At 36.7% G+C, this 26,448-nt stretch carries 25 protein-coding genes and 1 riboswitch; of the genes, 9 read left to right on the forward strand and 16 right to left on the reverse strand.

Annotated features, from left to right (window positions below):
* Positions 1-28: 28 nt before the first annotated feature.
* Together A6B41_RS07085 and A6B41_RS07090 are read left to right on the forward strand one after the other, a co-directional pair.
* A complete protein-coding gene (locus A6B41_RS07085; protein WP_027074335.1) occupies positions 29-601 on the forward strand; it encodes a TorD/DmsD family molecular chaperone in 573 nt (190 codons plus the stop codon).
* A gap of 34 nt (positions 602-635) precedes the next feature.
* Positions 636-1,025: a hypothetical protein gene (locus A6B41_RS07090; protein WP_027074334.1), complete on the forward strand. Its 390-nt coding sequence runs from the start codon at positions 636-638 to the stop codon at positions 1,023-1,025.
* Between the two features lie 73 nt (positions 1,026-1,098).
* On the opposite strand, the gene A6B41_RS07095 is transcribed toward A6B41_RS07090, so the two are convergent.
* Positions 1,099-1,707 (reverse strand): DUF2057 family protein, encoded by a 609-nt coding sequence (locus A6B41_RS07095; protein ID WP_027074333.1) that lies wholly within the window; start codon positions 1,705-1,707, stop codon positions 1,099-1,101.
* A gap of 137 nt (positions 1,708-1,844) precedes the next feature.
* Between A6B41_RS07095 and corC the strand changes: the two genes are divergently transcribed.
* Positions 1,845-2,744 carry a CNNM family magnesium/cobalt transport protein CorC gene (gene corC, locus A6B41_RS07100; RefSeq protein ID WP_027074332.1) on the forward strand — a complete coding sequence of 300 codons (900 nt, stop codon included), beginning with the start codon at positions 1,845-1,847 and terminating at the stop codon, positions 2,742-2,744.
* Between the two features lie 56 nt (positions 2,745-2,800).
* On the forward strand, positions 2,801-4,309 hold the full coding sequence (gene lnt, locus A6B41_RS07105; protein WP_027074331.1) for an apolipoprotein N-acyltransferase: 1,509 nt from the start codon (positions 2,801-2,803) through the stop codon (positions 4,307-4,309).
* 59 nt (positions 4,310-4,368) lie between these two features.
* Here lnt and ribH read toward each other — a convergent pair whose 3' ends face one another.
* The 4 genes from ribH to ribD all read right to left on the reverse strand — a co-directional run bounded on the left by ribH (position 4,369) and on the right by ribD (position 7,896).
* Positions 4,369-4,833: a 6,7-dimethyl-8-ribityllumazine synthase gene (gene ribH / locus A6B41_RS07110; protein ID WP_027074330.1), complete on the reverse strand. Its 465-nt coding sequence runs from the start codon at positions 4,831-4,833 to the stop codon at positions 4,369-4,371.
* Positions 4,834-4,905: 72 nt separating this feature from the next.
* Positions 4,906-6,105 carry a bifunctional 3,4-dihydroxy-2-butanone-4-phosphate synthase/GTP cyclohydrolase II gene (locus tag A6B41_RS07115; protein ID WP_027074329.1) on the reverse strand — a complete coding sequence of 400 codons (1,200 nt, stop codon included), beginning with the start codon at positions 6,103-6,105 and terminating at the stop codon, positions 4,906-4,908.
* An 18-nt stretch (positions 6,106-6,123) separates the two neighbouring features.
* On the reverse strand, positions 6,124-6,771 hold the full coding sequence (gene ribE / locus A6B41_RS07120; protein WP_027074328.1) for a riboflavin synthase: 648 nt from the start codon (positions 6,769-6,771) through the stop codon (positions 6,124-6,126).
* Positions 6,772-6,798: 27 nt separating this feature from the next.
* Positions 6,799-7,896 (reverse strand): bifunctional diaminohydroxyphosphoribosylaminopyrimidine deaminase/5-amino-6-(5-phosphoribosylamino)uracil reductase RibD, encoded by a 1,098-nt coding sequence (gene ribD, locus A6B41_RS07125; protein WP_027074327.1) that lies wholly within the window; start codon positions 7,894-7,896, stop codon positions 6,799-6,801.
* A gap of 189 nt (positions 7,897-8,085) precedes the next feature.
* A riboswitch (FMN riboswitch) is annotated at positions 8,086-8,211 on the reverse strand.
* Between the two features lie 211 nt (positions 8,212-8,422).
* On the opposite strand from ribD, the gene lon reads away from it, so the two are divergent.
* On the forward strand, positions 8,423-10,825 hold the full coding sequence (lon, locus tag A6B41_RS07130; protein WP_027074326.1) for an endopeptidase La: 2,403 nt from the start codon (positions 8,423-8,425) through the stop codon (positions 10,823-10,825).
* A gap of 90 nt (positions 10,826-10,915) precedes the next feature.
* Here the strand turns inward: lon and ilvY are convergent, their stop codons facing one another.
* From ilvY to rpmE, 9 genes are read right to left on the reverse strand one after another with little or no spacing between them, the layout of a single operon-like run.
* Positions 10,916-11,806, reverse strand: a complete 891-nt coding sequence (gene ilvY, locus A6B41_RS07135) for an HTH-type transcriptional activator IlvY (RefSeq protein WP_027074325.1) — start codon at positions 11,804-11,806, stop codon at positions 10,916-10,918.
* Between the two features lie 4 nt (positions 11,807-11,810).
* Positions 11,811-12,842, reverse strand: a complete 1,032-nt coding sequence (locus A6B41_RS07140) for a glycosyltransferase family 9 protein (RefSeq protein WP_027074324.1) — start codon at positions 12,840-12,842, stop codon at positions 11,811-11,813.
* Positions 12,839-13,906, reverse strand: coding sequence for a glycosyltransferase family 9 protein (locus tag A6B41_RS07145; RefSeq protein WP_084493751.1), 1,068 nt, complete (start codon positions 13,904-13,906; stop codon positions 12,839-12,841). Before A6B41_RS07145 ends, A6B41_RS07140 begins: the two co-directional genes overlap by 4 nt.
* Positions 13,907-13,926: 20 nt before the next feature.
* Positions 13,927-14,601 carry a glycosyltransferase family 25 protein gene (locus A6B41_RS07150; RefSeq protein WP_027074323.1) on the reverse strand — a complete coding sequence of 225 codons (675 nt, stop codon included), beginning with the start codon at positions 14,599-14,601 and terminating at the stop codon, positions 13,927-13,929.
* The gene (locus tag A6B41_RS07155; protein WP_032847413.1) at positions 14,594-15,391 is read right to left on the reverse strand and encodes a glycosyltransferase family 25 protein; all 798 of its coding nucleotides are present in this window, start codon (positions 15,389-15,391) and stop codon (positions 14,594-14,596) included. The genes A6B41_RS07150 and A6B41_RS07155 overlap by 8 nt, the downstream gene beginning before the upstream one ends.
* A 3-nt stretch (positions 15,392-15,394) precedes the next feature.
* A complete protein-coding gene (locus tag A6B41_RS07160) occupies positions 15,395-16,543 on the reverse strand; it encodes a glycosyltransferase family 4 protein (RefSeq protein ID WP_027074322.1) in 1,149 nt (382 codons plus the stop codon).
* A complete protein-coding gene (locus A6B41_RS07165) occupies positions 16,530-17,696 on the reverse strand; it encodes a glycosyltransferase (RefSeq protein WP_027074321.1) in 1,167 nt (388 codons plus the stop codon). The genes A6B41_RS07160 and A6B41_RS07165 overlap by 14 nt, the downstream gene beginning before the upstream one ends.
* A gap of 21 nt (positions 17,697-17,717) precedes the next feature.
* The gene (locus A6B41_RS07170; RefSeq protein WP_027074320.1) at positions 17,718-18,275 is read right to left on the reverse strand and encodes a nucleotidyltransferase family protein; all 558 of its coding nucleotides are present in this window, start codon (positions 18,273-18,275) and stop codon (positions 17,718-17,720) included.
* 57 nt (positions 18,276-18,332) lie between these two features.
* Positions 18,333-18,545, reverse strand: a complete 213-nt coding sequence (gene rpmE / locus A6B41_RS07175; RefSeq protein WP_027074319.1) for a 50S ribosomal protein L31 — start codon at positions 18,543-18,545, stop codon at positions 18,333-18,335.
* Between the two features lie 386 nt (positions 18,546-18,931).
* Here rpmE and tkt point away from each other — a divergent pair, with 386 nt between their 5' ends.
* Positions 18,932-20,938, forward strand: coding sequence for a transketolase (gene tkt / locus A6B41_RS07180; RefSeq protein WP_027074318.1), 2,007 nt, complete (start codon positions 18,932-18,934; stop codon positions 20,936-20,938).
* Between the two features lie 98 nt (positions 20,939-21,036).
* Here tkt and A6B41_RS07185 read toward each other — a convergent pair whose 3' ends face one another.
* Both A6B41_RS07185 and fadR read right to left on the reverse strand, forming a co-directional pair.
* Positions 21,037-22,107 (reverse strand): PhoH family protein, encoded by a 1,071-nt coding sequence (locus A6B41_RS07185; RefSeq protein WP_027074317.1) that lies wholly within the window; start codon positions 22,105-22,107, stop codon positions 21,037-21,039.
* A gap of 11 nt (positions 22,108-22,118) precedes the next feature.
* Positions 22,119-22,844, reverse strand: coding sequence for a fatty acid metabolism transcriptional regulator FadR (gene fadR / locus A6B41_RS07190; protein ID WP_027074316.1), 726 nt, complete (start codon positions 22,842-22,844; stop codon positions 22,119-22,121).
* A gap of 162 nt (positions 22,845-23,006) precedes the next feature.
* Here fadR and nhaB point away from each other — a divergent pair, with 162 nt between their 5' ends.
* From nhaB to metC, 3 genes are all read left to right on the forward strand, one after another.
* Complete coding sequence (gene nhaB / locus A6B41_RS07195; protein WP_027074315.1) at positions 23,007-24,548, forward strand: sodium/proton antiporter NhaB; 1,542 nt, start codon at positions 23,007-23,009, stop codon at positions 24,546-24,548.
* A 63-nt stretch (positions 24,549-24,611) separates the two neighbouring features.
* On the forward strand, positions 24,612-25,151 hold the full coding sequence (gene dsbB / locus A6B41_RS07200; protein WP_027074314.1) for a disulfide bond formation protein DsbB: 540 nt from the start codon (positions 24,612-24,614) through the stop codon (positions 25,149-25,151).
* 88 nt (positions 25,152-25,239) lie between these two features.
* Positions 25,240-26,430, forward strand: coding sequence for a cystathionine beta-lyase (gene metC, locus A6B41_RS07205; protein ID WP_027074313.1), 1,191 nt, complete (start codon positions 25,240-25,242; stop codon positions 26,428-26,430).
* The last annotated feature ends 18 nt before the right edge of the window (positions 26,431-26,448 follow it).

Here is a 26,448-nt window from a genome sequence, read left to right on the forward strand (position 1 = left end):
ATATCTTATATTTACACAATTATTTATTATGAGCGAAACAAGCATTAACGATTTTTCATTACTCTGCCGTTTATTCGGTAACTTATTCTATCGCACTCCAACCGACCCGATTTTAGCGGGTACTTTCAATTGGATTGCAAAAGGTGGTTTACAACAACATTGGGCACTTAGCACTGATGCCCAAAGTGAAAATGCACTTTCCTCTTTGCAAAAATTCGCTTCTAACCCTACGCAATTAGAGTCAAGCTATCAAGCACTTTTTGCTCAGTCAGGCTCTATTGCTACAACAATTTCGGCCTATGGATTATCGGTTGACGATTTTATTCAATTCCGTCAAGATCGGGCAATGCCTGAACTTGAGAATCCAGATCATATTGCCTTATTACTATTAACGGCCTCTTGGATTGAAGATAATCTCGACTCTACACAGGCACAAAAACAATTATTCGAGCAATTCTTACTACCATCAGCTAGCCAATTTTTAGGGAAAGTAGAAGCTTTTGACATCGGATTTTATAAAGCACTCGCTCAATTAACCCGCGATGCACTCAGTGCTATGGCTGATGAGCTGGAAGAAAGCGAGCAAGAGAATACTGAATAAATAATCTAATCAAATAAATATAGAGGGCTTGAAAATGAAAATGTTTAAATTAGGTTTAATCCTTTCATTATCATTAATGTTAACAGCTTGCGCTTTAACTCCGGAGCAGCAAGCTGAACGCCGAGCCAAACAGGTTCGAGCAGAACAAGACTTACAAGTCAAATTAGCTCAGCAATGTGATGCAGAGACTGCCGAGCTGATGCATCAGCAATTTAATCCACCACTTAGCCAAACGGAAAAAGAAGAAAAGATCTTCAAGAAACGTTATAGCGAAAAAGTCAATGACCCAATATTCCAAGCCTGCTACAAAATAGCTTGGCAAAATTACATCGCACAAGAAGAGCTAGAGCAAATGCGTTGGAATTATCAAAGAGAATGGATGTATGGATATAGCGGCTGGCGTTATTGCCACTATTGTTGGTAATGTAAAGAAATAACAAGCGGTCATTTTTGGTAATTTTTTTGCAAAAATGACCGCTTGTTAGATTAAACGCTTATTATTTTGCGTTTTTCTTCGCCCAATCTAAGAAACGCTTTTGCGTTTCTTTGTCTGCCTTTTGGAATAGCACCTGTAACTGTTCTTCAGATACATTTTTCGTATCAACCACCATTTGCCCTTTCGCTTCGAACGGCGCATTCGCAAATTTTTCAACTGATGCCGGATATTTTCCTAAGTTATATTTAGATAAATTCTCTTCTACACGAGTTGAAGCCAAAAAGCCTTCGCCTTTTAAAAAATCCTGTTTATGTGAAATCACCTTGCCGGAATCGGTTTTAATGCTTACAGTTTGATTTTCATTGAATTTGCGCAAATCTAATTTTGAATTCAGTCTTGGAGCTTCTAAAATTGCATTCTCTGCGCTACCTTGGAAAGTTAAAATAATCTGATCTGAAGTAAAGAAATCACCTTCAACTGTACCAGCGACTTCAACTACCACTTGGTGAGTTTTATTTTCGCTGATTTGTACCGATTTAGTCCCTGATTTCACTCGCTGGCCGTCGAAAGCCAAAATATCGACAAAATGTGAGGAACTTAAAGTACCTGCAACACTTATAGAACTAATTAATAAGGCACTTAATGCGACTGCCATCTTGGTTAATTTCATATAAAACTCCTAAAATAGTGAGGAAATAAAAATATTTTGCTTATCCTATGCTAATTTGGGTAAAAATAGCAATGTTTTATTTGATTTGTCCTCTAATTTGCTTATTATAAGCGTAATTATTCTAATGGAAAAAAACTATGAGTGATGAACAGCAAAGTGTAAATACAACGGAAAAATCAGAGAAAAAATCTATTTTACATAGCTTATTTAGCGGGCTTTTTCAAAATGAGCCCAAAAATCGTGAAGATTTAGTAGAAGTTATCCGAGACTCAGTCGAAAACGAGCTGATTGACAGCGATACCAAAGAGATGATCGAAGGCGTAATGGAAATTTCAGAATTACGCGTTCGCGATATTATGATTCCCCGAGCTCAAATTGCTTTTATTGATGCTAATGAGCCTCTTGATGCTTGCCTTGATTTAATTATCGAAACGGCACACTCCCGTTTTCCTGTCATTCGTGGCGAAAAAGATACAATTGAAGGCATTCTCCATTCTAAGGATTTACTGAAATATCTCCGTACCGATTCTGAACCGTTCAATCTACCGGAAATTCTACGCCCTGCGGTGATTGTGCCGGAAAGTAAACGGGTGGATCGAATGTTAAAAGAATTCCGTTCTGAGCGTTTTCACATGGCAGTCGTAGTAGATGAGTTTGGTGCGGTTTCCGGCTTGGTAACAATTGAAGATATTCTTGAACAAATTGTTGGTGATATTGACGATGAATTTGACGAAGAGGAAGTAAAACCTATTCGTCAGCTTTCAAGGCACACCTATGCTATTTTACCGCTAACAGATATTAAAAAATTTAACGATTTCTTCGCTACTAATTTTAATGATGAAGAGGCAGATACCATTGGCGGATTAGTAATGAAAGCGTTCGGCTATTTCCCCAAACGAGATGAGCAGATTGAATTAGACGGACTGAGTTTTAAAGTGACCTCTGCCAACAGTCGCCAGCTTATTCAGTTGAGAGTAACCTTATCTGATGAGCAGTTGGAAAAAATGGAACAACATACTCAATCAGAAGAAGAATAAGTTTTTAATATAACTTCAGGCACGTTTAGGCGTGCCGTTATTATTTCGAATAACCTATGAATTTTGCAAAAAATCCCCCAATTTTAACCGCTTGCTTGCTTACCTTATTCCTTGGAGCAAGTGGCACATTTGCTTACTCCCCTTTTGATATTTGGCCTGTCGCTTTTATTGCTGCTTCGGGCTTAATTTGGGCTGCAACATTGTCAAACCGTAAAGCTGCACTATGGTCAACATTGAGTTGGTCTGTCGGTTATTTTTGTGCCGGTGTAAGCTGGGTTTCCGTAAGCATGACACAATTTGGTGGCGTACCAACTATCGTAAGCTATATTGCTGTTTTCCTACTTGCCTGTTATTTAGCTCTTTACAATTTGCTATTTAGTGTAATCTCGCATAAAAGCAAACTTACCCAACCTTTTGCGTTAGCGGCAATTTTCACCTTCACCGAATATCTACGTGGTGTTGTATTCACAGGCTTCCCTTGGCTACAATTCGGTTATAGTCTTATCGACAGCCCGTTTGCCGGCATCGCCCCTATATTGGGCGTGGAAGGTTTAACCTTTTTGGTCATGGCTACCGGCGCTTATTTAGTCTTACTACTAAAAAAAGAGGCTAAAGGCGTACCGACATTAATGGTACTAGCGGTCATTTTTGCTCTGAGTTCTGCAACTCGCTTTATTAACTTTGTGCAAATTGACAAAGAAAAACAACCGCTTGTTGTCAGCCTTGTACAAGGAAATATTGAGCAAAAAATAAAGTGGAATCCGGAACATTTCAGCCACAGCGTAAATACTTATAAACAATTAATTACGCCTCTGCTGGGAAAAAGTGAGGTCATTGTGCTGCCGGAATCTGCCATTCCAGCCCTTGAAAATCAGATTACACCTATTCTTGCCTCATTAGATCAAGCTGCCACCCAAAGTGGTAGTGAAGTGGTTATCGGTACACTCTACCAAAATACAGAAGAAGAGTTATTCAATAGCGCGGTACTGTTGGGAGATGTGGAAAAACCTTACTCTTTAGCAACGGAGAATCGCTACAATAAACATCACCTTGTGCCGTTTGGCGAATATGTGCCGTTCGGTTCAATACTGGATTGGATGCGAGAAGTATTTATTCTGCCGATTAATTTATCTCAAGGCAGCTTTATTCAAAGCCCGATTTTCGCAAAAAGCAATCGATTTAATATGGCGATTTGTTATGAAATCATTTTTGGTGATCAGGTGCAACAAAACCAAAAAAGCCAGAATGCCGATTATTTGCTAACCATTACTAATGATGCTTGGTTTGGTTCATCTATCGGGCCTTGGCAGCATTTCCAAATGGCAAGAATGCGTGCATTAGAACTGGGCAAACCGCTTCTGCGTGCGGCGAATACAGGTATCACCGCAATTGTGGATGCAAATGGAAAAGTTGTTCATCAACTTTCGCAGTTCACGGCTGATGTACTCACTGCGACCATTCATCCGACTCAAAGTGATACACCATTCAAACAATTCGGTAATTGGCTGATTTATGGACTAAGTGCCTTGTGTATCCTATTAGGATTTGTCTTTAGACGAAAATAGCCTTCACCAGATATAAAAATCCCCGTAGAATTTTCTTCTAAGGGGATTTAATTTTTCTCTTAGCCTAATGCTTTTAATAGGTTAGCCATTTCAATTGCAACCATTGCACACTCTTCGCCTTTATTACCGGCTTTAGTGCCTGAACGCTCAATCGCTTGCTCTAAGTTTTCTACAGTTAAAATGCCGTTAATAATCGGTACTCCGGTTTCCAGAGCAGAGGTACTGATACCTTTTGCTGATTCATTTACCACTACATCATAATGACTGGTTGCACCACGCACTACAGCGCCTAAGCAGATGATCGCATCGTAACGACCGCTTTGTGCCATTTTTTTCGCGGCAATTGAGATTTCCAACGCCCCCGGCACCCAAACGGTATCAATGTTTTCTGCTTCTACACCGTGACGCAGTAGTTTGTCAGTTGCGCCATTCAGTAATTGATCAATAAAGATTTTGTGCCAGTTAGTCGCCACGATACCGAATTTTAATCCGCTTGCAATGTAGTTACCTTGAAATGTTGCCATTTTTTGTTTTCCTTATAAAAAATAAATTGATATTCTGATTCTTTCTCTCTTGTAGGAAAGAGCTTATTCTTATTAAAAATTAAACATGTGTCGCATTTTATGCTGTTTAACTTTTAAATATTCCAAATCGTGTTCATTTGGTTCAACCATAATCGGTTCACGGGCAACCACATTCAGTCCTTGCTCAACTAAACCTTCAATTTTAGCCGGATTATTGGTTAATAAGCGGATAGATTTCACCCCTAATTTCTCAAACATCTGAGCAGCAATGTAATATTCACGTTCATCATCTTTAAAGCCTAAAGCTAGATTCGCTTCAACTGTATCCATCCCTTTATCTTGCAATTCATACGCACGCAGTTTGTTAATTAAGCCAATACCTCGTCCTTCTTGGCGAAGATAAAGCACCACACCACGCCCTTCAGCTTCGACTTGGTTCATTGCTGCAGCAAATTGCTGCCCACAGTCACAACGTTGTGAACCGAACGCATCGCCTGTTAAACACTCGGAATGAATACGGCATAACACATTCTCACCATCGCCAATCTCACCTTTTACTAAAGCAACATGTTCTTTGCCTGAGATAGTTTCTACAAAGCTATGGGCTTTAAATTCACCAAATTTAGTTGGCATTTTTACCACAGAAACCATATCTACCAGACTGTCATATTTTCTGCGGTATTCCTGTAATTGCTGAATAGTAATAAACGGCATATTATGTTTTTGTGCGAATGCTTGTAATTCCGGCATCTGCATCATTGTGCCATCTGCTGCCATAATTTCGCAACATAAGCCAGCCGGCTTTAAGCCCGCAAGACGAGCTAAATCCACAGTTGCCTCAGTATGCCCATTGCGCACTAATACTCCACCTTTTTTAGCCACTAATGGAAAAATATGCCCCGGACGACGAAAATCATCTGCTTTCGCATTGTCATCCAACATTTTCAGACAGGTCAAAGAGCGTTCAAAAGCAGAAATACCTGTACTGGTCTCTACATGGTCAATCGACACGCTAAAAGCAGTTTGATGGTTATCTTGGTTTACCGCCACCATAGGATGAAAATTCAGTTTTCCGGCAAGTTCTTCGGAAATTGGCGTACAAATCAACCCTTTACCATAAGTTGCCATAAAATTGATATTCTCCGGTGTAGCAAATTCTGCTGCACAGATAAAATCACCCTCATTTTCACGGTCAGCATCATCGCTTACTAAAATAATTTTGCCTTCTCGAATGGCTTTAATTGCCTCTTCTACAGGGGAAAATTTAAACATTGTTGATCCTTTCTAATTTTAAAAACCTGCATTTTTCAGAAAATCGACCGTCAATTTACTCGCCGGATTTTCCACTTCTTTTTTTAATAAAAACTGTTCAATATATTTGCCTACAATATCATTTTCTAAATTCACCAAACTACCGACTTTTTTAGTGCCAAGATTGGTTTCTTTAATAGTGTGTGGAATAATTGAAACACGAAATGAGTTTTCATCGGTATCTACCACCGTTAAACTAATACCATCAATAGTAATTGAGCCTTTTTCAATAATATAACGCATTAATTTTGGCGAGGTTTGAATACGATACCAAGTGGCATTGTCTGCCGGAGTAATCTCTGCAATTGTGCCTGTACCATCAATATGTCCTGACACAATATGCCCGCCAAAACGTCCGTTAGCTGCCATAGCACGTTCAAGATTAACAGGACTATTCATGCCTAATTCACCTAACGAAGTTCGCTTAAGCGTTTCAGACATCACATCTGCGGTAAATTGTTCTGTTGTAAAAGAAGTTACCGTTAAACAAACCCCATTTACTGCAATGCTATCGCCCAAGTGTACATCTTTTAGAATTTTTTTTGCCTTTATTGTTACAACCGCAAACTCGCCCTGTTTTTTAATTTGGGCGATACTGCCTACTTCTTCAATAATCCCTGTAAACATTAATTATTTTCCCCATGCTATGCCTCTTTATCTAAAAGAGGAACTTACCTCATAATCCAACAAAATATCTTCACCAATCAGCTCGGTTGATTTCAGCGTTAATTGTACTGCCTGAGATAACTCAGCAATCCCTTCTCCACCAATGGGTGTTTTTGCAGCCTTGCCACCTACTAATTTCGGTGCAATATAGCAATGTATTCTATTTACACAACCGGCTTTTAACGCACTAAAATTCAGGCTGGAACCACCTTCAATTAATAAACTGTCAATTTGCATTTCGCCTAATTTTTGCAAAAGTTTCGGTAAATTCACCCGCTTGTTATCAGCTTCGACGACTATCACTTCCACGCCAAACCGTTGGTAAGGCTCATGAGAAACTTTGTCATCATTTACGGTGGCGATGATGGTGCGATATTCTTTGGCTGTTTGAACCAATTTGCAATCCAGTGGCGTGCGTAGTCGGCTATCACACACAATCCGCACCGGCTGTTTCGCATTTTCCATTCGGCTGTTAAGCACTGGATCGTCCGCTAACACCGTTTCCACACCCACCATAATTGCACTATATTGATGACGGGTTTGTTGCACTTTTGCCCGAGCTAACTCGCCTGTAATCCATTTCGATTCGCCTGTGCTAGTCGCAATTTTACCATCCGCGGTCATCGCATATTTCAGCAACACATAAGGGAGCTTGGTTTGAATATAGTGGAAGAAAATCGGGTTCAGTTCATCACATTCCGCTCGCATAAAATCTTCAACCACTTCAATACCTGCCGCTTTCAACTGCATAGCCCCGTTACCGGAAACCAGCGGATTTGGATCACGAGAGCCGATAAAGATTTTTTGAATACCACGTTCAATTAATAAATCTGAACACGGAGGCGTTTTTCCATGATGGCAACAAGGCTCTAACGTGACATAAGCCGTTGCACCTGTTAAATCTTGCTGAGAATTTAAAATTGCGTTACGTTCAGCATGCCATTTGCCATATTTTTCATGGTATCCCTCAGCGACGATTTTGCCGTTTTTAACAATCACACAGCCGACTAGAGGATTCGGATTTGTCCAGCCTTGGGCTTTTTTGGCAAGTTCGATGGCATAAGCCATATATTGAGCATCAGTCATGGTTTTTAGCGGATTAAGTCAGAAATTGAGGGCGTGATGAAAGATTATTTTAAATACAAGCGGTCAAATTTCTTTAAAATTTTGCAAATGCCAACTTAATTTAAAATAATAAAGCCTTGAAATCACACGATCTCAAGGCTTGCAAAAAAGACGCAAAAAACAACCGCTTGTACGGTATTTTTACGATTTTTGACTCTTCTTCCATCCAGACTATACTGTCGGTACCGGAGTTTCACCGGTTCCTGCCAAACCTTTTTCGTTTCGCTCGCGGACTTTACCGCCGATCGGGAATTTCACCCTGCCCTGAAGATAAAAATTTGGCAAGAATTCTGCTTTCATTCGCTTGTGATGTCAAGTAAGAATTTGACTACTTTAGTAAGTTTTTAACGATTGATTAAATCGAAAAATAATATGAGCTTGATTACATTGAGTTTTTTTAATTTAAATCAAATTTTCCCTTGTTTTTCATAAATTCGTCCTCATAATGGGTAAATTACATTTTATGTGAGATAAAGAGAGCAAATTTATGGCACCAAGAAGAAAGAAAACAATTGAATTACCACTACTTCCGTTACGCGATGTGGTGGTATTCCCTTATATGGTTATGCCGTTATTTGTAGGACGTGAAAAATCAATTCAAGCCCTACGCTCGGCGATGGATTCAAATAAACAGCTGTTTTTAGTTACTCAGCAAGATCCAAATAAAGAAGACCCTAATAGCGAAGATATGTATAACGTTGGGGTGGTTGCCAATATCATTCAAATGCTTAACCTACCGGACGGGACGGTAAAAGTATTGGTTGAGGGTCAAAGTCGTGCCAAAATTGAACAGATTCATGATGACGAAAAAGGCTTTTGGGCGGAAGTTCAACCGATCAACTCTGAATATGATGAGGAAAATGAAGAGTTAAAAACTATTGCTAAAACTACTCTCGCGGAATTTGAAAATTACGTTAAAAATAATAAGAAAATTCCGGCTGAAATTTTGCCTAAATTGCAAAGAATCACACTTGAAGACCGCTTGGCAGATACTATTGCTTCCAATCTAATTGCCCCAGTGAAGAAAAAACAGGAACTTTTAGAAGAAGCAAATCTAATTGCTCGTTTTGATGCTCTATTAATTGCGATGGCAACGGAGATGGATACACTTGAAACTGAAACCCGTATCCGTAACCGTGTGAAGCAACAAATGGAAAAAAACCAACGTGATTACTACCTTAATGAACAAATCAAAGCGATCCAAAAAGAGCTAGGCAATGGAGATGATGTCGAGCAGAGTGAGTTAGATAAGCTTAAAGAAAAAATTGATGCGGCAAAATTACCAACCGAAGTCAAAGAAAAGCTTGATGCTGAATTTAGAAAGCTCAAAGCAATGCCACAAAGCTCTTCTGAAGCAACCGTGGTGCGTGGCTATATTGACTGGATTTTACAAATGCCTTGGCATACAAAATCGGCAGTCAAAAAAGATTTAGCCAAAGCCCAAGCAGTTTTAGATAAAGATCACTACGGTTTAGAACGTGTGAAAGAACGCATTGTCGAATACCTTGCAGTGCAAAGCCGTTTAAACAAATTAAAAGGGCCTATTCTTTGCTTAGTTGGCCCACCGGGCGTGGGAAAAACTTCATTAGGTCAATCTATTGCCAATGCAACAGGACGTAAATATGTGCGTATGGCATTAGGTGGTGTACGTGATGAAGCGGAGATCCGTGGCCATCGCCGTACCTACATTGGCTCAATGCCGGGGCAATTAATGATGAAAATGGCAAAAGTGGGTGTACGTAATCCGCTATTCTTGTTAGATGAAATCGACAAAATGGCTCAAGATATGCGTGGTGACCCTGCCTCTGCCTTACTTGAAGTGTTAGACCCTGAGCAAAACAAAGCCTTTAACGATCACTATTTGGAAGTGGACTACGATTTATCAGATGTCATGTTTGTGGCAACTTCAAACTCCATGAATATTCCGCCGGCATTATTAGATCGTATGGAAGTTATTCGTCTTTCCGGTTATACCGAAGATGAAAAAATGCACATTGCCCGTGACCACTTACTGGCAAAACAGCAGGAAAATAACGGCTTAAAAGAAGGTGAATTAGTGGTTGAAGACAGTGCAATTTTAAGCATTATCCGCTACTACACCCGTGAAGCCGGCGTACGTGGGCTTGAGCGTGAAATTGCTAAAATCTGCCGTAAAGCCGTAAAAGCACTAGTGTTGGATAAAAAACTGAAATCTATTACGGTCTCTGAGCATAATATCGAAGACTATTTAGGTGTCAAACGCTTTGACTACGGCAAAATGGACAGTCAAAACCGTATTGGTGAGGTGACAGGGCTAGCTTGGACAGAAGTAGGTGGAGATTTATTAACTATTGAAACTACATCGGTAACCGGTAAAGGCAAATTCTCGTACACCGGCTCACTAGGCGATGTGATGAAAGAATCTATCCAAGCGGCAATGATGGTAGTACGAGCCAGAGCAGAAAAATTAGGTATTGCGGAAGACTTCTACGAGAAACGTGATATTCACGTTCACGTGCCGGATGGTGCAACGCCTAAAGATGGTCCAAGTGCGGGTATTGCGATGTGTACTGCATTAATTTCTAGCCTCACAGGTAACCCTGTTCGTAAAGAAGTCGCAATGACAGGGGAAATCAGCCTACGTGGAAAAGTACTTCCAATCGGCGGCCTCAAAGAGAAATTACTTGCAGCACACCGTGGTGGCATTACTACCGTAATTATTCCGAAAGAGAATGAGAAAGACTTAGAGGAAATTCCAGAAAATGCTAAAGCAGCCCTGAATATCCATGCAGTTGAAACCATTGATGAAGTGCTGGCAATCGCCCTTGAAAACCCACCAATGGGAATTGACGTGATGCCAAAAGCACAAATCAAAGTGAAAAAATCACGTACTAAAGCAGTGGTTCAATAATTTCTCAAAAATATAGAGCAGTGCAAACTGCTCTAACATACAAGCGGTTATTTTCTTGCAAAATTTTGCGAAAAAATAACCGCTTGTTTATTATGGATTGATATGTGGCAATAATGCCCAGAATGCTTCAAGAATCGGTTCTTGAAGGCGTTTTTGTTGAACACAAATACCCAACTCAAAAGGTGTAATTGGGAAAGGCAAATTCAAATAAGAGACCTGATTATTCATCGGACTATGTTTAATCACTACATCAGGCAGCAAGGCTACTCCAAAGCCAAGAGCTACCATCGGCACTATGGCTTCATGCCCGCTGACCGTAGCATAAATTCGAGGTTCTTTAATTTTCTGTTCTTTAAACCAACGATCAATACGTTTTCTTACCGGTCCATTAACCGGCAAAATAAAGGGAACATTTTTCCAATCTATCGGTGACTGCTGCAAAATTTGCGTTGCTGCACAGGCTACGCGAGGAGCAATAATTGAGAGCTTAATATCATCAATATAATGAAAAACAATGTTATTTGGTAAAAACGCCGGCTTACCTGCAACAGAAATATCTGCTGATAATGATTGCACTTCATGCACTGCCTGAGCCGGGTCGCCCGTACTCAGTTTAATTTCTACCTTGGGATGAACTTGACGAAAACGTGACAAAATCTGAGGTAAATGACTATAGGCTGCCGTTACCGAACAGAATACTTTCAACTCACCTTCTAATTCCCCTTGAGTTGGTGAAAGTTGGTGTTGAAGCTGCTGCCATTCCGTCCAGCTTTGTTTAGCAAATTCCAAAAATTTTTCACCAGCTTCCGTTAAATGCACTTGGCGATTATCCCGTAGAAACAACGGCTGTCCCAACTCCTCCTCCATTCGCTGAATATGGCGAGTGAGTGTGGAAGCCGTCATATAGTTTTTCTCCGCACTACGAATAAAACTACGGGTTTGGGCGATGTCTAGGAAAAGTTTAAGGCTTTGGAATTCCATATTTTTAATCCACTAACCATTCCGGCTTTATTTGTTCAGGAGAAATTTCATTGATATTTTCCTTATAAAACAAAATATGGGTTTCTGATTTATTTAATGGTCTCCAATGAGTAAAATTTTCTATACCATCTCCATAAAGAGCAATTATTTTTTTATTCAGACCGGATGCAATATGCACCGTTGCTGTATCAGGTGAAATAATAACTTCTGCAGTCCTAATTAACTCAATAGTATTAAAAATAGTCTTTGTTGGTGGTACATAAACACCTTGATATTTTTTTGATATTGAGCTTAATTCCTCAAAAACATCGGGATAACTAAGTAATATAAGAGGTTTACTTGGTATAATTTTTTTTAGATATTCAATATATCTTATTATATTATCGTAACTAACCTTTCTTGAATTAGCGGCCCCAAAAAAATTAATTGCAATATAATTTTTAATTTCATTCTTATCCAAATATGTCATTATTTCATCTTGTGATGTTTTATCGAATGGTATGTCATAACTATCATCATCAACTTTAAACCCTACCATTTCTAGTGCGGTTTTATATATTTCAGAAAAATGCTGAGGAGTTTTAATATTTATATTAAAAAGCTGATAACTCTCTTTCTGATAACCAATATAATACTTAGCATTAATCAACCGTAAAAGTAAAAGATCTCTGTTTCTTATTAAAATTGTCGGATCAACCACAATATCATATTTTTCTTTGCTTAATCTTATTCCACATTTTATATAATCTAATATATTACGTTTTTTTACATAGTAGATATGATCAATATATGGATTTTTCTTGTATAAATAAGCATCTTTTTTTGTGCAAACAATTCCTATTGTTAAATCATTCTTTTGCTTTTTTAACTCACGAAAAACAAATGAGCTAACAATATAATCTCCTATTTTCCCATCCTGTCGTAAAAAAAGAATTTTTTCAGGTGATATTACAAGAGATTTACATTCCCTTTTTCGATCAAGGATATATTTCCCTAGAAATAGGCGAATTTTTTGTAAAAATAATTTTATTTTCATACACAATTTTCTTCCAAATAATGTTTAAGCCAGTTAATTGCTTTGGAAAGTTCAAAATTTTCAGTCAAATTAGAATTTGTCCCTACATCATTTTTAGTTAAAACTTTAAAATGAGGCGTACTTGGCAAAAGTAATGGCTCCCACGTTCCCATATTCGGCATACTTTTAGCAAAAAAACTTAATAATGGTTTTTGAAATGCACATGCAATATGCAATGCACCACCATCAACAGCAATCACAAAATCTGCACTTGCAACCAAAGATAAATATTCACTTAATGACATCTTAGGCGATAATCGAATATTTAAATTCGGACAATTTTGTTTAAGTTCTTGATAATACTCTTGAGATAATTCTGTATAACTTAAAATAATATCTATTTCTTCAGCCTTTTCTATAATAGACTGATTAAGTAATACCACTAATTCATTGGCAGGAATCTTACGTTTACTGCCATAAGGACATAATAGCAATCTGTATTTACCCGATGTCCATATATCTGATACTTTATCATCATGTTCTGACTGAGTTTTTAAAATACTATATTCAATAGATAAACTATTATTAAGATTAAATCCTGAGTTTAATAAATAATTACTTAATTTCTCACTAGCTTCTTGTGGATAATAGAAATTATAATTTTTAACATTATCCAAATTGTAATGATTTTTATGATACTTTCTAAAAATTGCAATATATTCAGGATTAATAATCCTGTCCATTAGTAGAGAAGATGTATTAAAATTATTTTCAAAATCAATAACTAAATCCCATTTTTTATAATTTCTAATATAATCTACTAGGTTCCTATAAATATAACAATCAACCAATTGAGAATGCTCATAGATTATTTTATTACCAGAGGCAACCACTACTCCAATTTTTGCATTAGGATAAAGTTTCCTAAGCTGATTGATATGTGCTGTATGAACTACTGCATCACCAATCGCCCAGCCAAGAGGGCGAATGAGAATAGAGTTAATTACTGCAGAATGTAAAACTTTATCATCCAGAATATGGCGTTTTTCCAATAAAGAAAGAATTAATTTCTTGAAGATTTTCATTACGCTGAATACCAATCGATTTATTTATATCTATTCTCAATCTCATCAATTTCTGAAATATGCCCACCAAAAACACAAGCAGGTTCTACACCATAAGCATGAATATTTGTCATTTGTATCAAGCCAGTTAAAAAATCAGATGGCAAGCGAACTGGATAAGCAAATTTAAGTAATTTCTTAGCTCCTTCTTGAGTAATTAAATAAGCAGTCGTTCTAATAATAGAACGTTTAGAGTTTTTTGAAGGCTTTAAATATCTTGCTAGGCGATAACGCTCTACTAAATTTTTCATAAATGGAAATACTTTTGCCTTACCGTGATCGAAAAAAATAATTTCTCTACGATATGGTACTTTTTTTAATACATCCGCTAAAATTTGCTTAAAATAAAGAGATACTATCGCATCATCTTCCAAAATAATTGCTTCTGGAATATTATTATTGACAATATACTCATACATTTTTATATGGCTTAATGCACAACCTATTTCTCCCAATGTTAATGGTTTTCTTGCCGCATACTTTTGCGGATAGAATTCAAAATCAACTTGGTTGAGCTGTTCTTTTGTAAGCTCTTTACCATATACTGCGTCAAAAAATTGAAACTCTAACCCTAAGCTATTTAGTCTTTCCGAGATTTCTTTTCTGCGTGAAGAATTTTTTAAACTGATGATAAAAATAGGGGGTAGATTATTCATAAAAGTTTACCTTATTAAGTAACAGTAACTTAATTCTATTTTGAATTCGTCTAAATGGTCTCAAAAATTCCTTAAATACTCTGGTTAAAATAAATCTAGATTTTTTATATTCAATAATTTCATATTTCCCAGCTCTCTCATATTCTAATGCACTAGGAAAATTTTTATCTTCACCATATTTAATAAAGTCCTGTACACAAACAGCAGGCAAGGTTTGCCATACTTTAAAACCTTTATTTAATAATTTATTAAATAATAAGATATCTATAGGCTGCTTAGAAACCATCCAAGTTTCTATATTTTCAAATAATACTTTGGCAAAATTCAGTGATATCACATATCCTGCAGCCCCCAAATGCTCACTTTTTAATTCATATATATTAAAAATATTATTTAACTTCTTAACTGAAAAAAATGAAGTTGAAATATATGATAAAGACTTCTCTAGCTTTAAAATATCGAAATCCGATTCAATACTAGATATTTCATTTATTACTATTTTACTATATTTTGATAAATAAATATCATCTTCAAAAATACATATTTTTTCCAGATTTTTCTCAATCATATATAAATACAGAGATAAATGACTAAACAGACAAGCAAGCTCCCCTTGCGTAAGTTGTGAGTTATCCGTATTTATATTAAATTTTAACTTAACTTCAGACAATTGAGAAGGTGTTATTGCATTAAAGAATTTAAATGGGATACCGTGTTTAGCAAACTCATTTTGGATATGAGTTCGTCTTTCTTCATTATTCATTTCTAAACTAATAACAAAAACTTCCATAACTTACTCCTTATTAACAGTTTGCGATAATATACGTGTCATATCAGCAATAAATTTCGGCATATTATGAACCTCTTTAATATATTCTACCGCCTCTAATGCCAATTTAGTACGTTTCTCATCATTCTGTATTATCTCTCTGACAGCATTTACATAAAGTGAAACGGATTCAAATCCATCACCTAAAACAGTACCAACATCCACACCAAATTTAGCTGTTAAATTTTCCGGATTCTGATTACTAACTAATAAAGTTCCATAAGATAACGCTTCCAAAAATGAAATCGGTAATGCTTCGTGAATAGAGGTATTAATTAAAATCTTTGCATCTTTTAGATACTGATTTTTTACTTCACCATCTACGTGGCCAACAAAATGTAAATTTGGAACATTCTTATATTGATTGATAATTTCGGAATTTCTCTCTGCATCATAGAATGTTTGCCCTAACATATAAAAATTATATTCAGGGCATTTTTTAGCTATCTCACAGAATAACCAACCTCGCTTAACTGATTCAATACGTCCTAAGAAAATAATAATGTCTTTTTTAGGATAAGTAGTTACATCAAATTGCTCATCAATTTCAATCGGATTTGGCAAATAAGTAATCTCTACATCGTCATCTAGGCGATAGAGTTCTTTAGCTTTATCATTTAAAAAATATCCTTGAGATACAAATTTGATTCTATTTTCCTTATAAAGTTGATGTACATTATCATAGGCTTTTTGATCATAATAGCAGGACTCAGGAAACAGTTTTACTGTATTAATTTCATCCCAATCACTTAATGGTCTAGGGTCTTGAATCCAAAAAATTAATTTTTTCTCTTTATTTGGCTCAATCATTATAGGTAGATCAAAAGTAGTCTCAATGCTTAAGTAAGCATCATAATTTTGACTTTTTAACCATCTTTTTGCAAACCATTCTTTTTTAGGTATCTCATAGACATTGACTCCATCAACATTATGTTTTCTAGCAAATATACCAAAATTTCTTGATGTGGTTTTTAGTAGAACATCAACTTGCACATTATCATTATTCAAGTATTTAGTAATCAATCTACGCGCTAAAAAACCATATCCACCAAATCCTGTACCTAAAGCTCCAAAATATTCATTAATAAGTAGTGCTACTTTAAATTTTTTCATTATTAATTCCTGTCATCTGATAAATAAGTGATAGAAATTTTCTTTTGATTTCAAACTCACTAAATTTTTTAATATGAATATTCATATTATTTTTATAATAATTGATTTTCTCTTGTTCCTCTAGTAATACTAGAGTTTTGTAAATAAATTCCTCTTTATTTCCCATTTCAACAAGCTCACCACATCTTCCATTATCTAAAATTTCTCTTGGTCCTGTTGGACAGTCCATTGCTACTACTGGAGTATTTAAAATTATACTTTCAAGTAATACCGTAGGTAAACCTTCTCTTTCTGAGGTGTGAAGAAATAGCTTGGCATTTTTTATGTAAGGATATGGATTTTCTATTTCACCTAGTAAATAACAACTTTCTTGCAAACTTAAATCATTAATTAAATTTTTTAAATTATAGAATTCTGGTCCACCACCAATAATTAATAATTTCTCTTTTCTACCACTATTAACCAATTGACTAAAAATAGCAATCAAATCTGAATGTCTTTTTATTTTATCCAATCTAGCGACTTGTACTAAATAACCAAATTCATATTCAACTGGAGTGCTCTCATTAGATAGTTTAAGTACTTTATTCACTTCTATTGGATTAAATAAAACTTCTATTTTATCAGAGGGTATAAAATTAATTAACTGCTTTTTCATATCCTCACAAATTGTAATAACTTTATGGTATTTATTTAAAATCTTTATATCTTTTTCTCTAATATTATTATCTATTGCCAAATGCTGCCATCTAATCACGGGACACGTCAATTCTTCAAAAATGATATAAGAATCAAAATGATTACTAAAATTAATTATAATATCATACATTCCTTTTGAGATATAATCCATCAAACTTTTCCGTTTAACCATTTTCTCTTTAAAATTAAAGAATTTGTATTTAATCTTTTTTAGCCAATTTTTATTTCTTTCAGAATATAAATTTTCTTTATATGAACAGTAGTGATTATTAAACAAATAATCAACATTCATACCACTTGGAATTAATCGATGAAATACATTATTTTCTTTATCATAATCAATAAGTACATCTATATGGAGATTTTTTTCATCTTGCAATATTGAGAGATAGTTTACTAGAATCCTTTCTATCCCTCCCATAATCAACCATTTATGTAAAAATAATATTTTCACTTATATTCCTTATTGCAATAATTATATAAAATTACGTTTATGCTTCATATGGCTTTGAATATTTCTCTCCGAATCTTTCTTATCCCAGACTTGTAATTCCCAAGGGTAATAAAAGTTGCTCGCATTTTTAAAATAAATATGAATACCAATATATTCTTCTTTATCTCGTAAATACCAATTTTTCAAACCATACTTTTCTTTCCATTCATCTAAATTATCCATTACTTGTTGAATAGTTTCACTATCAACAATGATTCTTGCACCAAATATATCATTTAAAATACTATTTACAGGATAACCCTCGCTACGTTGATTAAAGCGTTCAATTTTATAAAGAATAGACTCTGAAGTTTTTACTCGATAAAAATAATGGGTATCATATAAATCAGCACGGTATAAATAGTCATTAATAGATTCGTGTAAATTTAGTCGATACGCTAAAATATGTTCTACAGGGACGTTGGCTAGTGTATGTTTGAGATTTACTTTTTCAATTTTACCGGATTCAAAATAATCTAGTGAAAAAGCTAAATGTACTTTATTAATTTCATCAATTAATTTCTCAACTTTTGCTAACATATCTAATCAACCTTAAATAGACAAAACCCCGCATATGCGGGGTTTGCAATAACTAAATTATTTTGTGCTTGGGATGCTGAAACGTTTGTTAAAGCGCTCAACACGACCACCGGTGTCAACAACACGTTGTTTACCAGTGTAGAACGGGTGGCAGTTACCACATACGTCTAAGTTTAAATCTTTACCTACTGTTGAGCGGGTTTTAACTACATTACCGCAAGAACATGTTGCAGTAATTTCTTTATATTCTGGATGAATATTTTGTTTCATTGGGGAACCTCATAAGAAGCCATATCGCCACCTATCTTGTTAGACTCTCTACCGCTAATAGGTACCATATGTGATTAATAAAAATATTGAGCATTTGCTCAACGCCTAAAAAGAGTGCATATTCTAGATAAATTTGTAGCCGAGATCAACCATTAAATACAACTGTTATAAAGAATTAGCAAGTCATTCTCTTGAAATTAAAGCAGCAAATCCCATGGCAAAAAAAATCAAAAACAATCACAAAAAATCATCATATAATCACATTTTTGTGAGATAGATCACATTTTTTATATTTAGATTTTTTGAGTTTTTCTTAAAAACTGGTTAGAATCAACGGACCAATTTTCTCACATTTATATACAACATTCTTTACTAGGAGTAAACACATGGCAGAACGTAAAAAACTTGCAAATGCAATTCGTTTTTTAAGTATGGATGCAGTACAAAAAGCTAACTCCGGGCACCCTGGTGCACCAATGGGTATGGCTGATATTGCTGAAGTTTTATGGCGTGATTTTTTAAAACATAACCCGACTAATCCTAAATGGGCAGATCGCGACCGTTTCGTTCTATCAAACGGCCATGGTTCAATGCTAATTTATAGCTTACTTCATTTGACCGGCTATGATCTTTCTATTGAAGATTTAAAACAATTCCGTCAATTACACTCTAAAACTCCAGGTCATCCTGAGTATGGCTACGCTCCGGGTGTTGAAACAACAACCGGCCCTTTAGGTCAAGGCATTACCAATGCAGTGGGTATGGCTATTGCAGAAAAAACACTTGCTGCACAATTTAATCGCGAAGGTCATGAAATTGTAAACCACTATACCTACGCATTCTTAGGTGATGGCTGTTTAATGGAAGGTGTATCGCATGAAGCATGTTCATTAGCCGGTACATTAGGTTTAGGCAAATTAATTGCATTCTACGATGACAACAATATTTCAATTGATGGTCACGTTGACGGTTGGTTCACTGATGATACCGCACAACGCTTTGAGTCTTATGGCTGGCAAGTTATCCGTAATGTAGATGGTCATAACCCTGAGCAAATCAAATTTGCAATTGAGAATGCACAAGCAGAAAAAGAGCGTCCAACCTTAATTATTTGTAAAACAATTATCGGGTATGGCTCACCAAATAAATCAGCATCTCATGATTGCCATGGTGCACCATTAGGTGATGCAGAAATTCAAGCTTCCCGTGAATTCTTAGGCTGGGAACACGCACCATTTGAAATCCCGGCAGATATCTATTCAGAATGGGACGCAAAAGGTAAAGGCACTTTAGCTGAGAAAGATTGGAATGCAAAATTTGCAGCCTATGAAGTCGCTTATCCTGAATTAGCAGCGGAATTCAAACGCCGTACTGCTGGTGAATTACCGGCAAACTGGGAAGCAGAAAGCAAAGCATTTATTGAAAAATTACAGGCGAATCCGGCAACTATCGCAAGTCGTAAAGCATCACAAAATGCAATTGAAGCTTACGCTCATATCTTACCTGAATTCTTAGGTGGTTCAGCAGACTTAGCGAGCTCAAACTTAACATTATGGTCTGGCTCAAAACCAATCCGAGCCGATCACAATGTAGATGGTAACTACATCAACTATGGTGTGCGTGAGTTTGGTATGTCCGCTATTATGAACGGTATTGCTTTACACGGTGGTTTCATTCCTTACGGTGCAACATTCTTAATGTTCTATGAATACGCTCACAATGCAGTTCGTATGGCAGCATTAATGAAACAACGTGCATTATTTGTCTATACTCACGACTCTATCGGTTTAGGTGAAGATGGTCCAACACACCAACCTGTAGAACAAACAGCTTCATTACGCTTTATTCCAAACTTAGAAACATGGCGTCCGGCAGACCAAGTGGAGTCAGCTGTTGCTTGGAAAGCAGCGGTTGAGCGTAAAGATGGTCCAAGTGCATTAATCTTTACCCGTCAAAACTTGGCTCAACAAGAGCGTAATCCTGAGCAATTAGCCAATGTTGCTCGCGGTGGTTATATCTTACGTGAATGTTGTGAAAAAGGCGGTTGCCCGGATTTAATCCTCATCGCAACAGGTTCAGAAGTTGATTTAGCAATGAAAGCAGCAGATGTATTAGCCTCTGAAGGTGTGAAAGTACGTGTTGTTTCAATGCCAAGCACCAACGTGTTTGACAAACAAGATGAAGCATATCGTGAATCAGTATTACCTCGTTCAGTAACCAAACGAGTTGCAATTGAAGCCCAGCTATCTGATTTCTGGTACAAATATGTTGGCTTTGAAGGTCGTATTGTTGGTATGAATAGCTTTGGTGAATCAGCACCTGCTGACCAACTATTCAAACTTTTCGGCTTTACTGTTGAAAACGTAGTAGCTAAAGCAAAAGAAATTTTATAATTCTGTTATAAAATAAAAAGCGGGAATTTGATTCCCGCTTTTTTATTGTTTACAAGCGGTCATATTTGCAAAAAATCTTGCAAATATGACCGCTTGAGTTATAAAGTTTCTGCTTGTGCGAGGATTTTTTCTTGCTCAAGAGCCAGCTTTTCAAGCTTGCGTTGCTCTCGGCGTTCTTCATCTATCGCTTCCCAAGCATCATAGGCTTGAACAATTTTAGCCACTACCGGATGACGAACAATATCTTTGCTATCGAAGAAATTAAAGCTCAGTTCCGGCACATCTTTCAACACTTCCATTGCGTGTTTTAATCCAGATTTTTGGCTACGAGGTAAATCTACTTGAGTAACATCGCCCGTAATTACCGCCTTTGAATTAAAGCCAATACGGGTTAAGAACATTTTCATCTGCTCGGTGGTGGTATTTTGGCTTTCATCTAAAATAATAAAGGCGTCATTTAGCGTTCGTCCACGCATATAAGCGAGCGGAGCGATTTCAATCACGCCTCGTTCCATCAGCTTTTGTGCTTTTTCAAAACCCAGCATTTCAAACAGGGCATCATATAACGGACGTAAATAAGGTTCGATTTTTTGCCCTAAATCACCGGGCAAGAAACCTAATTTCTCTCCGGCCTCAACCGCCGGACGGGTCAGCAAAATACGTCGAATTTCTTGTCGTTCCAACGATTCCACCGCAGCAGCCACCGCTAAAAATGTTTTACCTGTACCGGCAGGTCCAATACCAAAACTAATATCATGGCTTAAAATATTACGCAGATAGGCTTGTTGATGCTCACCTCGCGGCTTAATAACACCTCGTTTAGTCTTAATTGATATCTCACCTTGCACGCTGGATTGCCACTGATTTTGCAATAACATTCGGCTTTCTTGAATAGCAAGATGCACATCTTCTAAATCAAGTTCTTTAATTTTGCCTTTAATAGGGGCAGTTTCGTTATAAAGCTGCTTAATCAGCTTGACGCTATTTTGAATCAAGGTTGCCGAATAATGGTTTTCATCTGCCGATTGCACGGTGAAGTTAAATCCTTGACGTGCAATAATCAGATTAAAACTTTTTTCAATTAATGCCAGATGCTCATCAAACGCTCCACATAAAGACTGCAAACGTGCGTTATCTTGTGGTTCTAAGCTAAATATAATTTCGTTCAAAATGATACCTTTTAAAGCTTACCAAAACTCTCTGGGATATTCACTGAGAGTTTTTTCCAAATTTCACTGCTTGACTGACGATTTTTTGCCATACAAGCGGCGGCTTTTTCATGATCTTTTGCAATACAAGCTGCTAGCAATGTACGATAAAAACTAAGAGTTAAGTGACGGTTATTTTCATCAGTAAAGAAGATTTTTGCCACTTGATGATACATTGATTTAAAACTGTTTAAAATCAATGCATAAACAGGCTTATTGGCTAAAAAGGTAAATTGCCTAAATAAAGCGTAATCAAATTCGGCATAAGCTTGAGCCGTATTTTCTAAACACTCTAACTCAGAAAATAATTTGATACACTCTTCAGGTTCACACAAGATAGCTTCAGGTATATAAGCCTCGGCCATACGTGTACGTAAAGATACAACATTTGCAATAATAACCGGTAAATAATTTTTATCTAATTTAATGATAGTGCCAATAATATTAGGTCCGGCTGTTTCCCATATATCATTTACTCTTGTCGGTTTACCATGCTGAATATTCAGCCAACCTTCACGAGCTAAGCGCTGTAAAACCTCACGTAATGTTGTTCTTGTAACCCCTATACGCTCTGCCAAATCTCGCTCAGCAGGTAAATCAGAGCCTGGCGGGAAATGGTTACTCCAGATACTTTTTACAATGTATTCCTCTGCCAGTGCGGCCGGGCTTTGAGCCCTTAAAATATCGTTTTTATCCATAGATAACATCCACAAGAACATAACAAAATTATGTTTAAATCTAAAATTTAACTATTCTTTATCTAGAATCAATTATATAACTAAAAAATCTAATATGGCTATTATCCTTTAATCTAAACTAGATTACAATGCAATATCGATTTACAATTTTTGAGGTTTTACATGAGTCATATTGATACTCTTTTTAAAAGTTTTTTAGGTAAAAGCCCAGAATGGTACAAACTGTGTATTTTGGCTTTTTTAGTCATTAACCCTCTCATCTATTTATTTATCAGCCCCTTTGCTGCCGGTTGGTTTCTCGTAGCAGAATTTATTTTTACACTGGCCATGGCACTAAAATGCTATCCCTTACAACCGGGCGGATTGTTAGCCATTGAGGCAGTTTTTATCGGCATGACTTCCCCACACCACATAAAGGAAGAAATTATAAGCAACTTTGATGTAATCTTGCTTTTAATGTTCATGGTTGCCGGTATCTATTTTATGAAGCAACTTCTGCTTTATATTTTTACAAAATTATTAGTTGCAATTCACTCGAAGAAAATTCTATCGCTTGCATTCTGCTTAAGTGCAGCCTTCTTATCTGCCTTCTTAGATGCTTTAACCGTTATTGCGGTGATTATCAGTGTAGGAACAGGCTTCTATGGGGTCTATCACAAAGTCGCCTCAGGTAATAGTTTTGAAGACTCTACCGACATTACTAATGATGAAAAAATCCTCACCAACAAAGAAATTTTAGAGCAATTCAGAGGTTTCCTAAGAAGTTTATTAATGCACGCCGGGGTAGGGTCAGCCTTAGGTGGCGTTATGACAATGGTTGGCGAACCACAAAATCTGATTATTGCCTCTCAAGCAGAATGGGGATTTATAGAATTTTTACTACGCGTTTTACCTGTTAGCTTACCTGTTTTAATTTGTGGTGCAGCTACTTGTTTTATTGTTGAGAAATATAAAATATTCGGCTATGGCGACAGATTACCACGCAAAGTTTGGGTAGTTCTTGCTCGTTACAACCAGCTAAAAGAGCAAAAAATGTCTAAGCAAGATCGCTTTAAAATGTTAGTTCAAGCAATTGCCGGAGTGTGGTTGATTATTGGTTTAGCATTACATCTTGCCGATGTAGGTATTATTGGTTTAACTATTATCATCATCTGCACGGCATTCTGTGGTATTACCGATGAACACACTCTAGGTAAAGCATTCCAAGAATCAATGCCTTTTACCGCATTGCTTATTGTATTCTTCTCTGTAGTTGCTGTTATTATTGACTTAAAATTATTCGAACCAATCATTAGCTTTGTCTTATCCGCTGAACCACATTCGCAACTCTCACTGTTCTACATTTTTAACGGTTTGCTCTCTATGATTTCCGATAACGTGTTTGTCGGCACAGTTTATATCAATGAGGCAAAAACAGCATTAGATTCAAGCATCATCAGCCGAGAACAGTTCGATTTAATTGCTGTTGCAATTAATACAGGAACAAACCTACCTTCTGTAGCAACACCAAATGGTCAGGCTGCCTTCTTATTCTTGCTGACTTCCTCGTTCGCACCGTTAATTAAACTCTCCTACGGTAGAATGGTTTATATGGCATTACCTTATACTATCGTTCTGTCAATTATTGGATTCTTATCATTGGAATTCTTGCTACCATCATTAACAGAGATGATGCTCAATTGGGGGTGGATAGTAATACGCTAGAAGGTAGATAATCTACCTTAAATCAGGTAGAATGCTTTAGCTTTATAAAACGAGGAACACGCTATGCTCCATTACTTTAAAAATCTGTCCCTTTCACGCAATGCTTGGTTTTTACTGACATTAAGTTGCATTTTGCTTGAAGGTGTTGCCCTTTATTTCCAACATGGTATGGGGCTTGTTCCTTGTGTAATGTGTATTTATGAACGGGTTGCTTTATTTGGCATTCTGTTTGCCGGTATTTTAGGTTTTATCGGCAACCGTTACGCAATTCTTCGTTGGCTAGCTATTCTTATTTGGCTTGGTAGTGCATTAAAAGGATTTACCCTTTCACTCAAACACCACGATTATCAAGTTAATCCATCACCTTGGAATCAATGTGAATTTAAAGTGGATTTTCCCCAAACATTACCTCTTGATAAATGGCTACCGGATGTTTTTGCTCCAGGTCCTGTGAATTGCAGCCAAAGTCAATGGGAAATGCTAGGATTTTCAATGGCACAATGGCTTATTTTTACCTTTGCAATTTATCTTGTTTTAGCAGCACTCTCCTTGGTAAGCCAGTTCAAACGTAGCCAGCAAAAACAACATTTTATGTTCCGTTAATCATTTTGCAAGCGGTAAGATTTTGTAAAAATTTTGCAAAATCTTACCGCTTGTCTATTTTATAAGAACAATCCTATAAGGAAATATAATGTCAAACTATAAAAATCTTTCCACCAAACTTGTGCATACAGGACGTAAAAAACGCTATACCCAAGGAGCTGTTAATAGTGTAATTCAACGTGCTTCCTCATTAGTTTTTGATACTCTTGAAGATAAAAAAACAGCTACTCAAAACCGCTATAAGGGGGCATTATTTTATGGTCGCCGTGGCACACTAACTCATTTTTCATTGCAAGAAGCAATGTGCGAGTTAGAAGGTGGCGTGGGTTGCTACCTTTATCCTTGCGGAGCTGCTGCAGTAACGAATGCTATCTTAGCATTCGTTTCACAAGGCGATAATATCTTAATGACCGCTGCTGCCTACGAACCAACTCAAGATTTTTGTCATGCCGTATTAAAGCGAATGGGGATCTCTACTACATTCTATGATCCAATGATCGATGAAAATTTACGTAAATTGATACAGCCTAATACTAAAGTATTATTTTTAGAATCACCGAGTTCATTAACAATGGAAATACCTGATATTCCTACTTTAGTCAGAGTTGCACGAGAAGTGAACCCTGATATTATCATTATGATCGATAATACATGGTCTGCCGGCGTGCTATTTCCTGCTTTAAAATATGACATTGATATTTCTATCCAAGCCGGAACCAAATATTTGGTCGGTCACTCCGATGTGATGATTGGTACGGCAGTTGCGAATGCACGCTGCTGGGATCAACTACGAGAGGGCTCCTATCTAATGGGGCAAATGGTGGATGCTGATTCCGCCTATATCACAGCTCGTGGACTACGCACTTTAGGCATCCGCTTAAAACAACACGAACAGAGCAGCATTGAGATTGCGAAATGGTTGACAGAACGACCGGAAGTCAAAGCAGTTTACCATCCTGCGCTCTCAAGCTGCCCCGGGCACGAGTTCTTTCAACGTGATTTCCTAGGCTCAAGCGGTCTATTTTCCTTTGAACTTTACGAAAAGTTATCCAACGAAAAGCTGGCTCAATTCTTAGAACATTTTGAGTTATTTTCAATGGCATACTCTTGGGGCGGATTTGAATCTTTAATTTTAGCCAACCAACCGGAAGAAATTGCGCGTATCCGCCCGGCAATTAATCGCAAATTAACCGGTACATTAATTCGTATTCACGTAGGTCTGGAAGCTGTGGAAGATTTAATTGAGGATTTAGCACAAGGGTTTGAACGAATCAAATAGCTTGTAAAACACTTATAA

Source organism: Mannheimia granulomatis (assembly GCF_013377255.1).
GTDB classification, from domain to species: Bacteria; Pseudomonadota; Gammaproteobacteria; order Enterobacterales; family Pasteurellaceae; genus Mannheimia; species Mannheimia granulomatis.